14 protein-coding genes and 1 tRNA gene are annotated in these 14,090 nt (G+C 45.4%); 3 read left to right on the top strand and 12 right to left on the bottom strand.

Annotation, left to right across the window (positions count from 1 at the left end):
• Nucleotides 1-390: 390 nt before the first annotated feature.
• Both ACR0QN_RS07325 and ACR0QN_RS07320 read left to right on the top strand, forming a co-directional pair.
• Nucleotides 391-1,599, top strand: a complete 1,209-nt coding sequence (locus ACR0QN_RS07325; protein WP_432650546.1) for an RtcB family protein — start codon at nucleotides 391-393, stop codon at nucleotides 1,597-1,599.
• Nucleotides 1,600-1,653: 54 nt separating this feature from the next.
• A complete protein-coding gene (locus tag ACR0QN_RS07320) occupies nucleotides 1,654-1,830 on the top strand; it encodes a hypothetical protein (protein ID WP_432650545.1) in 177 nt (58 codons plus the stop codon).
• Between the two features lie 8 nt (nucleotides 1,831-1,838).
• On the opposite strand, the gene ACR0QN_RS07315 is transcribed toward ACR0QN_RS07320, so the two are convergent.
• Entirely contained in the window at nucleotides 1,839-2,933 is a 1,095-nt protein-coding gene (locus ACR0QN_RS07315) for a GDSL-type esterase/lipase family protein (protein WP_432650544.1), read from the bottom strand.
• 73 nt (nucleotides 2,934-3,006) lie between these two features.
• Nucleotides 3,007-3,082, bottom strand: a tRNA-Thr gene (locus ACR0QN_RS07310).
• 291 nt (nucleotides 3,083-3,373) lie between these two features.
• Between ACR0QN_RS07310 and ACR0QN_RS07305 the strand changes: the two genes are divergently transcribed.
• On the top strand, nucleotides 3,374-5,803 hold the full coding sequence (locus ACR0QN_RS07305; RefSeq protein ID WP_432650543.1) for an ABC transporter substrate-binding protein: 2,430 nt from the start codon (nucleotides 3,374-3,376) through the stop codon (nucleotides 5,801-5,803).
• Between the two features lie 216 nt (nucleotides 5,804-6,019).
• Here the strand turns inward: ACR0QN_RS07305 and ACR0QN_RS07300 are convergent, their stop codons facing one another.
• From ACR0QN_RS07300 to ACR0QN_RS07255, 10 genes are all read right to left on the bottom strand, one after another.
• The gene (locus ACR0QN_RS07300; RefSeq protein ID WP_432650542.1) at nucleotides 6,020-6,436 is read right to left on the bottom strand and encodes a phosphoribosyl-AMP cyclohydrolase; all 417 of its coding nucleotides are present in this window, start codon (nucleotides 6,434-6,436) and stop codon (nucleotides 6,020-6,022) included.
• Nucleotides 6,437-6,438: 2 nt separating this feature from the next.
• The gene (locus tag ACR0QN_RS07295) at nucleotides 6,439-6,870 is read right to left on the bottom strand and encodes a GNAT family N-acetyltransferase (RefSeq protein ID WP_432650541.1); all 432 of its coding nucleotides are present in this window, start codon (nucleotides 6,868-6,870) and stop codon (nucleotides 6,439-6,441) included.
• Nucleotides 6,867-7,628: an imidazole glycerol phosphate synthase subunit HisF gene (hisF, locus tag ACR0QN_RS07290; RefSeq protein ID WP_432650540.1), complete on the bottom strand. Its 762-nt coding sequence runs from the start codon at nucleotides 7,626-7,628 to the stop codon at nucleotides 6,867-6,869. The genes ACR0QN_RS07295 and hisF overlap by 4 nt, the downstream gene beginning before the upstream one ends.
• 14 nt (nucleotides 7,629-7,642) lie before the next feature.
• Complete coding sequence (gene hisH / locus ACR0QN_RS07285) at nucleotides 7,643-8,245, bottom strand: imidazole glycerol phosphate synthase subunit HisH (protein WP_432650539.1); 603 nt, start codon at nucleotides 8,243-8,245, stop codon at nucleotides 7,643-7,645.
• Complete coding sequence (gene hisB / locus ACR0QN_RS07280; RefSeq protein WP_432650538.1) at nucleotides 8,245-8,823, bottom strand: imidazoleglycerol-phosphate dehydratase HisB; 579 nt, start codon at nucleotides 8,821-8,823, stop codon at nucleotides 8,245-8,247. The genes hisH and hisB overlap by 1 nt, the downstream gene beginning before the upstream one ends.
• A 19-nt stretch (nucleotides 8,824-8,842) precedes the next feature.
• Nucleotides 8,843-9,901: a histidinol-phosphate transaminase gene (gene hisC, locus ACR0QN_RS07275; protein ID WP_432650537.1), complete on the bottom strand. Its 1,059-nt coding sequence runs from the start codon at nucleotides 9,899-9,901 to the stop codon at nucleotides 8,843-8,845.
• 139 nt (nucleotides 9,902-10,040) lie between these two features.
• On the bottom strand, nucleotides 10,041-11,330 hold the full coding sequence (gene hisD, locus ACR0QN_RS07270) for a histidinol dehydrogenase (protein WP_432650536.1): 1,290 nt from the start codon (nucleotides 11,328-11,330) through the stop codon (nucleotides 10,041-10,043).
• A 20-nt stretch (nucleotides 11,331-11,350) separates the two neighbouring features.
• Nucleotides 11,351-11,989, bottom strand: a complete 639-nt coding sequence (hisG, locus tag ACR0QN_RS07265) for an ATP phosphoribosyltransferase (protein ID WP_432650535.1) — start codon at nucleotides 11,987-11,989, stop codon at nucleotides 11,351-11,353.
• A 14-nt stretch (nucleotides 11,990-12,003) separates the two neighbouring features.
• On the bottom strand, nucleotides 12,004-13,197 hold the full coding sequence (hisZ, locus tag ACR0QN_RS07260) for an ATP phosphoribosyltransferase regulatory subunit (protein WP_432650534.1): 1,194 nt from the start codon (nucleotides 13,195-13,197) through the stop codon (nucleotides 12,004-12,006).
• A gap of 96 nt (nucleotides 13,198-13,293) precedes the next feature.
• Nucleotides 13,294-14,088 (bottom strand): sugar phosphate isomerase/epimerase family protein, encoded by a 795-nt coding sequence (locus tag ACR0QN_RS07255; protein WP_432650533.1) that lies wholly within the window; start codon nucleotides 14,086-14,088, stop codon nucleotides 13,294-13,296.
• Nucleotides 14,089-14,090 lie beyond the last annotated feature (2 nt).

The following is a 14,090-nucleotide window of genomic DNA, read 5'->3' as shown; positions in this document are numbered from 1 at the left end:
GTTAAATCGGGTATTGGCACATTCTTTTCTTTGCCCGATTGTAGCACTCAATTGTCTCTGTTTTCTGATTCGGATGCGTCAAGGCTGAATTTTGGGGAAACTTAAAAAAAATATACCTCTTGACAAAACTAAAAATATGTGATAAACTGTTGTCTAAGCTTTAAAGCGGTATGAATATTCAAAAATCTTACGAAAGGAGGCGGACATTATGACAAAAGCATATTTTCTTATACTTATAAGTCTTACAAAATCGCATATATATAATTGTAAACGGCTGTGCAGGGATATTTGTCCGCCCTCTTTTTAAGTGTACGGATATATTTTTTATAAGCGCTCCCGTTTATACGGGGGCGTTTTTTTATGCAGACCCGACAACGAAAGGATAACATTATGATCGAATTGCAAGGAAAATATAACTCTGCCAAGGTGTTCACGGACGTGATCGACAGCGCTTCAACAGCTCAGATAATCGAACTTTGCAGCCAGGAATTCACCGTTGGTGAAAAAATAAGAATGATGCCCGATGTTCACGCAGGAATGGGATGCGTTATTGGCACAACTATGACCGTAAGCGACAGGATCGTTCCCAATTTGGTGGGAGTGGACATCGGCTGCGGAATGGAAACGATCCGCATTAAGGAAAATCACCTTGAGCTTTGTCAGCTTGACAAACTGATTTACTCAAAAATACCCTCAGGCTTTGCCATCAGAAGCACGCCCCATAAGCTTAATGAAGAGATCGACCTCTGTGCTCTGAAATGCGCCGATAAGATAGACCTTCGCAGAGCCGAGCGTTCTCTCGGAACTCTCGGAGGCGGAAATCATTTTATCGAAGCAGACAAGGGTAAAAGCGGCATTTATATCGTTATCCACAGCGGCTCACGGCATTTGGGCGTTGAGGTAGCTAAATACTATCAGGAAGAAGGCTACAAACAGCTTAATCACGCAGGAGACGAGGCGGTAAAGGCGCTTATTGAAAGTCTTAAAGCGCAGGGCAGGCAGACGGAGATAAGACGGGAGCTTAAAAAGCTTGAGAATACCAAGCGCACCAAAATACCCAAGCACCTTGCCTACGTCAGCGGACAGCTTTTCAAGGACTACATTCACGATATGAAGATAGTCCAGAAATATGCCGCTCTTAACCGAAAGGCTATGATGGACGAAATAATCAAGGGTATGAAGCTTACCGTCGTGGAGCAGTTCACCACCATTCACAATTACATCGACACGGATAATATGATACTCCGCAAAGGCTCTGTATCGGCGCAGTCGGGAGAAAAGCTCATCATACCGATCAATATGAGAGATGGAAGCCTTATCTGTATCGGAAAGGGAAATCCCGACTGGAATTTCTCTGCTCCTCACGGCGCAGGCAGGCTAATGAGCCGTGGCGAAGCAAAGCAGAACTTTACGGTCAGCGAATTTAAAAAGCAGATGTCCGGCATCTACACAACATCTGTAGGAAAAGGCACGCTCGACGAGTGTCCTATGGCATACAAGGGTATGAACGATATCCTTGACAACATAGACGGCACCGCAGATATTTTTGAAATAATCAAGCCTATCTACAACTTCAAAGCAGGTGCCGAAGAAGAATAAAAAAAGCCTCGGCTGTACGCTGACGGCCGAGGCTGATATGAAAAGAGGAATAATATGGAAAAATTTGTATCTTTAGAAAAAATGAGCAAAAAGAAGCGTATGGAATATTTTAAGAAACAGCGTAAAGACTGGGGCGGATTATCCCCTGTTACCCGCTGTCCCGATAAAAAAGGCGCCTATATCAGAGCAAGGGAAAAGGCAAAGGTTTCAGCAGAACTGCGTTTTGAATAAAAAGCTTATCAAAGTCCAAGACTTTCAAAAACAGCATTTACCTCCGGGGCAAGTATTTCCGCCATCTTTTCGTGAGATTTTTCCGAGGGGTGCCAGTCGGCGCCTATACCGTCAGCTTCATCTTGAACAGGCAGAGGTACGAATTTTATCCTGTCATCGTGCTCTTTTTTAAAGCGTTTGGTGCAGGAAATTTCCTCCTCAAGAAGGTCTGTTCCCATAATTCCGTATGTACAGATTATAAATGCGCCGGGATTTTTCTCACGAAGCATTTCGAGAAATGCGTAATATTTTTCGCAGAACGTATCGCATCTTTCCTTTATATGCTTGGTCCAGGACTGGTCATTGGTGCCCATATTGAAAACTATGATCTGGGGAACATATGCTGTAAAATCCCACTTTGTATGATCTTCGTGGACTTCTTTACCCATAGATTTTTCAAGAGGGCTGTCTGTATAAGGATAGATATCGTGAACGAGCCAGTCATCAAGGGGCTTTTCGGCATTTTCGTCCACCCAGCTTGAGTAGACGCCCATACCGCTCCAGGATACATAATGAAATTCAGCATCACATTTAAGAGCGGTCTTATAAGCGTAGCCCTTGATAGGGTTTTCAGTTTCGGTGGAAAAAACGTCCTTGTTCCAGATACCGTCAATGCCGTAGCCGCAGGTAATGGAGTCCCCTACGAACTCAATTCTCCTCTCAGACAGAGGCTTTGGTGCAGGAAGAAGAGTTCCGTCTATGCGTATCTCCGACACGCCCATTTTGGCAAATGCCGCTTCTGAGAGCTTCATAAGGCGAATCTTTACCTTCCCCGGCTTGTCCGAACGGTACAGCTCATAAACCGCCTTTTTCTCGTCAAGTTTGAAAATTTTTGAAGGGACTGCCTCACCGTTTACGCACACACCTGCCCAGGCTCTGTAAATTTCCTCAGGGGGTGTAAGGTCGCTTATGATCTCGGCGCAGGCATAGCTGCCTGTAAATTCAAACTCGATAAATGAATTGGTGTAGCTGAGATAGCGGATATCGTTTTCATAGATGCTTCTTCCGCAGACTCTGACATTGCCGCTGTCGGCGGTGAATGAAATAAGCTTTCCATCGTTCATTGGCGTATCGTCCTTTCTTGTATATATACCAAAAGGTCTGCAAGCAGCTTGACAGCGCTTACAGACCTTGCTTTGGAGCTGATAACCGGATTTGAACCGGTGACCTCATCCTTACCAAGGATGTGCTCTACCAACTGAGCTATATCAGCATTTTGTTTTACTCTCTCGTCAGAGTGCTTTTATATTATAACTCGAAAATACGCAAATGTCAAGACTTTTTGGCAAAAAAGTTGTGTTAACTTTTTATGAATGCTGTAAAATGGCTTTGTTTCATAAAAAATTGGAAAATTTCGGTTACAAAGCGTTTAAAAGGTTGCAAAATTATAACAAATTATTACAGTTTCGCTTTTTCTATGGAAATTTAAGAAATAGTATGCTATAATGTATCTGCATTAGGAAAGTATGCATATTAACATCAATGAAAGGATGGAGTTTTTACAATGAAGAAAATAAAACTCGGCAGAACGACAGCTAAGAAAACCGCCTGCGTTCTCACCGCAGGTATGATGCTTTTTTCCGCAGGAGCAATGACAGGCTGCGGCGGTACAAAAAGCGATTCAAACAACACTGCAATCGTAGATCAGCAGGAGGCTGCAAAGACTCTCGCTTATAAGGTTACAGATATCCCCATTTCGGGTCTTGAGAATTTCTACGGTACCATTACCGCCAAGAACGGTCTCTTCTATCTCGTGTATAACGATTATGAGATAAAGGACGACAATTATTTCGGAAAATATTTTATCAAGATATACGATGAAACTGGCGCCGAGACACTTTCTATCCCCGTTTATGAGCAGACTGACCCCAATTCTTACGGCGGCATCAACGGCGGACTTTTTGTAAACGACGACGGTTCTGTTACCTGCCTTTTATATGAGGGCAGCTATGATGAGACCACCGGAGAATCAAAGGAAAGCTACAAACTCTGCACATTTGACAGTACGGGCGCAAAGGCAAGCGAGATCGACTTAGGTCAGCTTTTCACACAAGAGGATAATGATAATCAAAGATATTTTCAGGGCTATATCATTGACAAGCAGGGCAATCTGATCCTTAATATGAATAAGGTCATCAGAGTATGCGACAGCACGGGAAAGAAGCTTTTTGATACACCTGCTTTAGATTCCGAAAATGCTTGGTTATCCAACTGCTTCCTTACAAACACAGGCGTGCCCGCAGTTATGGTATACGACTACAGCAATGACCAGAGATCACGTGTTATCAAGGAAATTGATGTTAACGCTCAGGGCTTCGGAAAGGAATATACCCCCTCCAATTTTAACGGCGGAGACCTTTATTCGGGCAGCGGCGATTACCTCTGCTATATGACCTCGGATACCGGTATTGCAGGTATAAGATCTGATACGCTGGCAGCAGAGCCTGTGCTCAATCTCCTTAATCTTGGTGTGGATAACTCCAACATTTCAAGCTTTTCTATCTGTGAGGACGGCTCGTTCATTACCGTTAACAATGATTACTCGGGCTACAATTCAACAACTACCGTAAGCAAGATAGTTTCCGTTGACAGCTCTGAGGTCGCAGAAAAGGAAATAATCTCTCTCGGCTGCTTCTACATTGACTGGAATATTCGCTCCCAGATCGCAAAATTTAACAAGCAGAGCGATAAGTATACCATTTATGCCACAAGCTTCAGCGAGTCGAATGATACCTCCGACTGGGAAGCCGCTCTCACAAAGTTCAATAATGAGCTCCTTGCAGGAAATGTTCCCGACATTATCCTTCTCAATCAGCAGATGCCCGTAAGCAGCTATGCGGCAAAGGGACTTTTCACCGATCTTTACGAGCTGCTGGATAATGACCCCGACCTCAAAAAGGAGGACTTTATGCCAAACGTCCTCACCGCTCTTGAGACCAACGGCAAGCTTTATGAGATCACACCCAATTTCTCAGTACAGACATATGCCGCAAAGACCTCTCTTGTAGGCAGCGACCGCTCCATTACTCTGGACAGGGCAAAAGAAGTTATGGCAGGAATGGGCGACAACGTGCAGATGTTCAATTACGAAATGTCATCATCCGACTTTATGAACTATGCTCTTACATATTCCGATTTTGTGGATTATGAAAACGGCACCTGCAATTTCGATACTCCCGAGTTCAAGGCTTTCCTCGAGTATGCAAAGACTCTGCCAAAGGAAATTGACTATGACAAGCTTTATAATGATAATCCTAACTACTCGCAGGAAAACGAAAAGGCCTGCCGTGAAAACAGAGCTCTTTTCACTAATGTTTATTTCTCCGATTTCAGTTCTTACAAGCAGACAAGAGACGGATATTTCGGAGAGGATATCACATTTACAGGCTTCCCCGTAACTCAGGAAAGCAGCTCCGGTTCCATAATTGACGCTTCCTCTGAAATCGCAATTTCCTCCAAATCCAAGCACAAAGAGGGTGCCTGGGAATTTATCAAGTATGTGATCACCAATACTGTAAGCGAAGAACCTGTTTATATCTGGGACGAGTCAAAGGGTGAAGAGGTCGATACCGGCAAGACAAGATATGTATCTTCAAGCTATTCCTTCCCCGTTCTCAAGGATCAGCTTCAGAAGCTTGGTACTCAGGCAACCGTTCCCAACACGTATATCAACGCAGACGGTCAGGAGGTCGAGCAGGAAAATTCATATTTCATTGGCGATCAGGAGGTCAAGATCTCTGCTATTACACAGGCCGAAGTCGATATGCTCATTGAATACTTCGAGAGTGTTACAAAGATGACAAGATATGACCAGAGCATTGTGGATATCGTTAACGAGGAGACAGCTCTCTTCTTTGACGGCACAAAGTCCGTTGACGAGACAGCTTCCATCATTCAGTCGAGAGCAAGCATTTATATGAGCGAACAGTATTAAGCTTTGGCTTCATAAGACAATAAGAACAGGCTTCGCACTTCTTCTGCGGAGCCTGTTTCTTTTATAAAAAAAACTTTTCCCTACCGTTGGCAGAGAAAAGTTTATATAAAATTATATCGTATATTGTGTATTGTGCAAAATAACGAAGTATAAATATATGAGCACTTTCGTTTCTTTTAGATATTGACAAATTAACACAAATGTGCTAAAATATAACTAATCGTTCAAGTTAATAAGCTTCATCGTTTCCATATCAAGCTCACGATAATAACAGTTGTTGGGCACTCCGTTATGGCTCGTGTGGCAGATACCGCCCTTGTCTGGGGTGGCGATGAAAACGAGTGAGTTCTGTTCGCAGTTTACAAATATGCGGTGGAGGGTAAAGGTGTTCCCCGACTCCTGTCCCTTGAACCAGAGCTTATTTCTTGAGGTGCTCCAGAGTACAACTTTTCTGAGCCTTATGGACTCCTCAAGCGCCAGTTTATTTACATAGGCGATGAGTATAACTTCCTTAGTGTTCATATTCTGCACCGCTACGGGTATAACGTGGTTCTCGTTGGAAATGTTGTTTATCTTTTCCCAGTCGAGCATAAGCTCGGTTGTTTCTTCGATAAGTCCCATAATTTTCTCCATTTTCAGAATTTTTTCAAAAAACGTATCTGCGTTTTTTCATTATTATAGCCTGCGGCTCTGTAAAAGCTGTGGGCGCCTGTTCTTGAGGCTCCCGAATTAAGACGAACACCTACTGCGCCGATCTCCTTTGCCCAGCTTTCAGCCGCTTCGATAAGCAGTTTCCCTGCTCCGTTTCTTCGGCTGTCAGACCTCACCGCAAGACCTAACACATTGGCAAGTGTTTCGCAGTACAGCGTATCGTATTTTTCAATGTGAATATACCCGATAACGCTGTTTTCATTTTCGGCAACAAATACCGCTTCTCGGCTCATATCAAGTCCTGCAAGCTTTTTCCCTGCAAATTCGGACGTGCAGTCATAGCCCAAGTCCTTGCTGCTGATTTCTGCTAAAGCCTGAGCGTCTTCAACAGCCGCTTTACGAATAACTATATTCATACCATTCTGACTGGGATATTGTGCTTTTTAAGTTCCGACTTTACCTGTCCGACGGTAAGCTCCTTGTAATGGAAAAGAGACGCCGCAAGAGCCGCAGCTGCGCCTGTCTTTTCAAACACATCGGTAAAATGCTCCAAAGCACCGCAGCCGCCGCTGGCGATAACGGGTATCTTTACTGCGCTGCATACGGCGTTTAACATATCAAGGTCAAAGCCGCCCTTTACACCGTCGGTGTCCATAGAGGTGAGGAGTATCTCCCCTGCTCCCAGCTCCTCTGCCTTTTTTGCCCATTCTACGGCGTCAATGCCCATATCTATCCTACCGCCGTTTATCACAACGGTGTAATGTCCGTCGGGGCATTTCTTTGCGTCAATAGCTACCACGACGCACTGACAGCCGAATATGTCAGCCGCTTCTCTGATAAGCTGGGGATTTTTTACGGCTGCGGAATTTACCGAGACCTTGTCCGCTCCTGCTCTGAGGGTGTCACGGAAATCGTCGATGGTGCGTATTCCTCCGCCTACGGTGAGAGGAACGAAAACCTTTTTGGCTGTGCGGCGGACTACGTCAAGCATTGTGCCTCTGCCTTCGTGGGATGCGGTGATGTCAAGAAATACTATTTCATCGGCTCCCTGTGCGTCATATTCGGCGGCGCACTCTACGGGGTCGCCCACTTCCTTTATTCCCACAAAGTTTATTCCCTTTACGACCTTGCCTTCACGGACGTCAAGACAAGGGATAATTCTTTTTGCAAGCATTTTCGTATCCCTCCTTACCCTATAAGCTCTGCGAAATTGCGGAGAATTTTAAGTCCTGTTTTTCCGCTCTTTTCAGGGTGGAACTGTGCGCCATAGACTGTTCCCTTGTTTACAAGTGCGGTGACCTTATTTCCGTACTCGCAGTATGCGGCTACATCTTCATCGGAACATTCGGCGGCGTAGGAATGTACGAAATATACATATTCATCATCGCCAAGACCGCTTAAAAGCGGACATTCTCTGTTGATGATAAGCTTGTTCCAGCCAATATGGGGAATGGAGAGGTTTTCGGGGGTCATAAGCTTTACTTCTCCGTCAATAAGTCCAAGACCGCTTGTTTCCTCAAACTCATATCCCTTTGAGAAGATAAGCTGCATTCCGAGACATATTCCGAGGAAGGGCTTCTTAACAGCCTCCTCCTTGATAACGTCCACAAGTCCCGACTGCGAGAGCATATTCATTGCCCAGGGAAATGCGCCTACTCCCGGAAGGATAATTCCGTCGGCGTTTCTGATATCCTCCGGTTTTGAGGTAAGCTCGGCGGACAATCCCAGGTAATCCATTGCGTTTTTAACGGAAAAAATATTTCCTGCGCCGTAATCAACGATAGCTATCATTATAACACCCCTTTGGTGGAAAGTATCTCTCCCCCGTTTATTTTAACTGCGTCCTTTAATGCGTGTGCAAGAGCCTTGAACATCGCCTCGTTCTTGTGGTGGTCGTTGGAGCCATAGGGACATTTAAGATGCAGAGTTATCCCTGCGTTAAAGGCAAAGGCTCTCATAAATTCCTCGGTAAGGCAGTTGTCATAGTCCCCTGTTCTTGGGTCTGAGAAGCTGCATTCATATACAAGGAAGGGTCTGTTGCTGATATCCAGACAGCAAAATCCCAGACTTTCGTCCATCGGAATAAAGCTTGTGCCGTAGCGTGCAATGCCCTTCATATCACCAAGCGCTGCCTTGAAAGCCTGTCCCAGAACGATTCCCGTATCTTCAACGGAATGATGTCCGTCAACAAAAAGATCGCCGTCGGTTCTCAGCTCAAGGTCGAAGCCGCCGTGTACGCAGAGTGCGGTGAGCATATGGTCAAAAAAGCCTATTCCTGTTCTGATATCGTGTCTGCCCTGTCCGTCAAGGTCAAGTGTTACGCTTATCTTTGTCTCCTTGGTGTTTCGTGATATTTCGGCTTTGCGCATTTGCTTTCTCCTTTCATATTTACAGCAGAGAGAGAACTTCCTTGAACTCCTTCAGGAAAATGTGGTTTTCACGCTCTGTTCCTGCGGTCACCCGAAGATACGAGCCCATATATCTGACGGATACTCCCCTTTGAAGAAGCTTATCGTATATCTCCTTTGCCTTGGGCGTTTTTATGAAGATGAAATTGGTGACTGAGTCATACACCTTTTCTATGGTAAAATACCGCTCTGCAAGCTCGGTGACAGCATTTTGGAGCATTTTCCTGCTGCGGACTATTTCTGCGGTGTATTCCATTATCATCGGCTTATGGCGAAGCACAGCAGCTGCCGCAGCCTGAGTTATGGCATTGACATTATATGGAGATTTTGCGGCTTTAATGGCATTTGAAATGGTGTCTCCCGCAACAGCAAAGCCAAGTCTCAGCGCTGCCATTCCCATATTTTTTGAGCAGGTCTTAAGCACCACAAGATTGTCATATTCCTCCACCATATCAAGTACGCTTTCGCCCCAGAAGTCCATATACGCTTCGTCAATGATAACAAGGCAGTACACATTCTTTACAAGACGGATAATATCCTGCCTGCGAACTCCCAGGGAAGTGGGATTGCAGGGATTTGAGAAGATAATTGCTTTGACATCGTTATTGTTGCAGAACTCCGCAACCTTGCCCACATCAATTTTCAGATCGTCTTCCTTGGCTATATTCTTTATTTTCAGCTCGTTTATGAAGCCGTAGAAAGCATACATCGAAAAATCGGGAGAGAGTGTTACAACAGTATCGCCCTTATCAAGAAAGGAACTGAGGATAAGTGAAATAAGCTCGTCTGAACCGTTTCCTGCGGTGCAATGCTCGGGGTTCAGTCCGTAATATTCCGCAAAGGCTTCCGAGACTTCCTTTGCAGTTGGGTCGGGGTAACGGTTAAATTCAACCTTTTTGACCGCTTCGCTTATCACGTCTCCAAGCTTTTCGGATATATCAAAGCAGGATTCGTTTGCATCAAGCCTTACGGGATATGTGCCTGTTTCGGGTTCATAGGGTTCTATGCTTTTAAGCTTTTTGTTAAGCTCGTAGGACATTTATAATACCATTCCTTTCGTGAGAGTTTTGTGGTTTCCGTAAGGAAATCTTTGGCAGGCTGTTTTACAGCCATAGCCATAGAAACAAAACTCGGTTTGAAAATCTTCGATTTTCAAACTTTCCGCCTTTCAGAGTAAATTACTTTTCAAATCTGATCTTAACGGCGTGAGCGTGGGCGGTAAGTCCTTCTTTTTCTGCGATGCATACGATATCGTTCTTTGCGTCAAGGAGAGCCTGCTCGGTGTAGTAAATGAACTGAGAACGCTTTACAAAGCTGTTTACGGAAAGGGGTGAGAAAAATCTTGCTGTTCCGCTGGTGGGAAGGACGTGGTTAGGTCCCGCAAAATAGTCTCCCAAAGGCTCGGGGCTGTACTGTCCCATAAATACGGAGCCTACATTGTTGAGCTGTCCGAGATAGCTCATCGGGTCGTTTACCTGTATCTCAAGGTGTTCGGGAGCAAGAGAGTTTGCAAGTTCAATGGCTCTGTCCATAGATCTGGTCACGATTATTGCTCCGTAATTGTCGATAGATGAACGGATTATCTCATTTCTTGAAAGCTCTGCCATCTGCTTTTCAAGCTCAGCAGAGGTCTCATCAGCAACTCTTTCGCTCGTGGTGATAAGAATTGCGGAAGCAAGCTTGTCGTGCTCTGCCTGACTCATAAGGTCGGCGGCAAGATATGCGGGGTCAGCGGTATCATCGGCTACTATAAGTATCTCGCTGGGACCGGCTATCATATCAATATCTACCTTGCCGTAAAGAAGCTTCTTGGCGGTGGCTACAAAGATATTGCCGGGGCCGACTATCTTATCTACCTTGGGTATCTCCTCTGTGCCGTATGCAAGTGCTGCGATAGCCTGAGCTCCTCCGCACATAAATACCCTGTCAACTCCAACAATGGCTGCGGCGGTGAGGATATCGGGATTGGGCTTGCCGTCTTTGCCGGGAGGTGTTACCATAATTATTTCTTTTACGCCTGCAATTCTTGCGGGAACAGCGTTCATAAGCACAGATGAAGGGTATGCGGCTGTTCCGCCGGGAACGTAAAGTCCCACTCTGTCAAGACCTCTTACACGCTGTCCTAAGATACAACCGTTTTCTTTGGCATCAATAAAGCTCTGCTCCTTCTGCCTGTTGTGGAACTCGGTGATGTTCTCCATTGCGTTAAGGAGTGCATTTACAAAGGCTTCGTCAGCATTGCTCATTGCCTCGTGGATAACATCAAGGGGAACTTCGTAATATTCGGGGAGCTTGCCGTCGAATTTTTCGGTATATTCCTTTACGGCTTTGTCGCCGTTTTCCTTAACATTCTCGATTATTTCGGAAACTATCTCGGAGACCTTTTTGTCAGTCTCGCCGTTTCGCTTCTCGACTTCCTTTAAAAACTGCACCTCGGCTGTGCCGTCGGCAATTATTTTTCTTATCATTGCTGGGGACTTCCTTTCTATCAGATATTAGCTTCAATAGCGGAAATAAGCTGCTCTATCTCCTCTTTGCGGAGCTTGAGGCTTACCATATTTGCAATAAGCCTTGCAGAAATGGGGCATATGTATTCGTAGACCTCAAGACCATTTTCCCTGAGGGTGGTTCCTGTTTCAACAATATCAACGATGGCGTGAGACAGACCGAGCAGAGGAGCAAGCTCTACGCTGCCCTCAATTTTGACGATATCCACGTCCATATTCTTTTTCTCGAAAAATGTGCGGGCAACATTGGGATATTTGGTGGCAATAGTCCTTACGTGAGTTCCCTCGTAAAAATCCTCGCCCTTTTTGCCTGCAAGGGCGAAGCGGCATTTGCCGAAGCCCAGGTCGGAAAGTTCAAAAAACTTGCCCTGCATTTCAATAATGGTATCCTTGCCCACAACGCCCAGGTCGCATACGCCGTTTTCAACGTAGGTAATTACGTCTGCCGCCTTTGCAAGCACTACTTCAATGCTGTCTCCTACGGGAAGGATAAGTTTTCTTCCCTTTTCGTGAACGGCGGTGCAGTCGTAGCCGATTTTTTCAAGGAGAGCTACGGTGTCCTTTTCAAGTCTGCCCTTGGTAAGAGCTATTCTCAGAGGTCTTGCTGCATTGTTATTCATATGTATTTCTCCTATCAAAGATTTTCGGAAGTGATCTTGTCCGAAACTATATCAATACGCTTGATGCCCTTCTTTGCGGCGTAGCTTCTTACTTCGTCTATGGTATCAAACACCGCTGTTTCGGCAGTTAAACCATCGGAAATAAGCTTTCTGCTATGGGCAACGGCAGCAGCTTCATATCCATCTGTACCGAATACAAGAACATCAGCAGGCACGGGCTTGAAGTTAACTCTTTTCAACTCCGCTCTTGCAACAGCGTCAACATTTACCGCAAAGCCTGTTGCAGGAACATCATAGCCAAATTCGGAAAGCAGCTTGTCATATCTTCCGCCCGAAAGAACAGCATCGCCGCAGCCTTCGATATAGCCCTTGATGACCGTGCCCGTGTAGTAATCCATACGGTTTACAAGTCCCAGGTCAATGGTTATCATACCGTTATAGCCGAGAGAAACGGCTTTTTCATATGTGCTTCTTAGATCTGCCAGAACTGCATCGGTCTCGGGGTCGCTGTAAATGGCTGCAGCTTCGGAAAAGACCTCCTCGCCGCCGAAAAGACGTGGAAGCTGCTTTAATGCACGTGTGACCTCATTATCGCCTATGCTCTCAAGAAGATCGTTCAAAGCAGGATAATTCTTGACCTCAATAAGTCCTCTGATATTCTCGGCGGTATCGCTGTCGCAGCCAAGCTTATTCAGAAGTGCTTTAAAGAAGCCTATATGACCTATCTCAAGGCGGAAACCCTCTGTCTCAAATGAGGAAAGCACCTCAAGAGCGTTTGAAAGCACTTCAAGCTCGGCACGTCCCGAAGCGGAGCCGATAAGCTCAATTCCCGTCTGACGTATCTCGTCGCTTCTGCCTCTCATACTGGGCTTGTTGCGGTAAACGCTCTGGCTGTAGCAAAGTCTGAGAGGCAATGTCTGCTCTCTGAGACGAGTCGCAGTCATTCGTGCGATGGGCATTGTGGAGTCGGGGCGGACTACCATAAGGCGGGCCTTGTTGTCAACAAGCTTGTACATTGTTTCCTGGGGGAAATATCTTGATTTCATATTGAATACATCGTAGAACTCAAGTCCCGGTGTAATTACCTCGGAATAACCTTTGGCTCTGAATACCTTCTGGAGACGTTCTTCCACCGCCCTTACTGCGGCACATTCCTCGAAAAGAAGGTCTCTTGTTCCCTCGGGGGTAATTAAATCATATCGTTTCATACAGTCTATATCTCCCTGTTAATTTATCGTAGTAAAGCGTTATCGTAGTATCATAATACCATAATAATGTGACGTTGTCAAGAGGTAAAGGATAATTTAGGCAATATAGCCTTTGATTTTCAAAAAATCCTCGTTAAGCTTGTCTATATCAACTAAGCCTTCGGGACTGACGGAAGCAGCTTCAACGGTAAAATCACCGTTATAGCCCATTTTTCGCACAAAGCCGAAAAAGCTGTCAAAATCAACATTCCCGCTGCCTATATGGAGCGTCTGCAAAGCGCTCCAATCCTTCACTCCGCCGCCGTAGTCATTTATATGAAGATGTCTGATATGCTTCTGCCAGAACTCCTCGTTATATATCCTTTCAAGCTCCCCGTGAAACTGCGCCATTTTGGTGTCAAATGTAAAGCTTATGTCGGGGTACCCTGTTTCAAGCTCAAGAAGTCTTTCCATAGGCGATGAAACATTGCAGACCACATTTTCGGCGGTAAGGAGCAGCCCGTGCTTTTCGGCAATATTTCTGAGACGGTCATATGCCCGAAGATTTTCAGCGAAATTGCTGTCGGAAACAAGTCCGTTCCAGAGATGAAGCACAAGAAGCTTTGCTCCAACCGTTTCTGCCGCTTTGCAGTCAAATTCAAAGCGGTCATAAGCCTGGGCATTGCCTTCCGAAACAAGCTCCCCTATCTCCTTTTCGCAGTGAACGGTAGGGATAACAAGTCCCATTCCGGCAATATCGTCAATAATGTCACCGGACCCGTACCAGCTCTGATATATCATAAGCTCAAAGCCGTCGAAATCAAGCTTTTCCGCAAATCCGGGCAGAAGCCTGTGGTTTCTGCCGTTTCTGCGTGTAATAAGTGCACCTGTGGAGCATAATATCCTGTTCATAT

The sequence above is a fragment of the Huintestinicola sp. genome (assembly GCF_050874005.1).
Taxonomy (GTDB): Bacteria; Bacillota; Clostridia; order Oscillospirales; family Ruminococcaceae; genus Huintestinicola.
The sequence above is the reverse complement of the archived record's forward strand: the minus strand, read 5'-3'. Positions and strand labels throughout refer to the sequence as shown.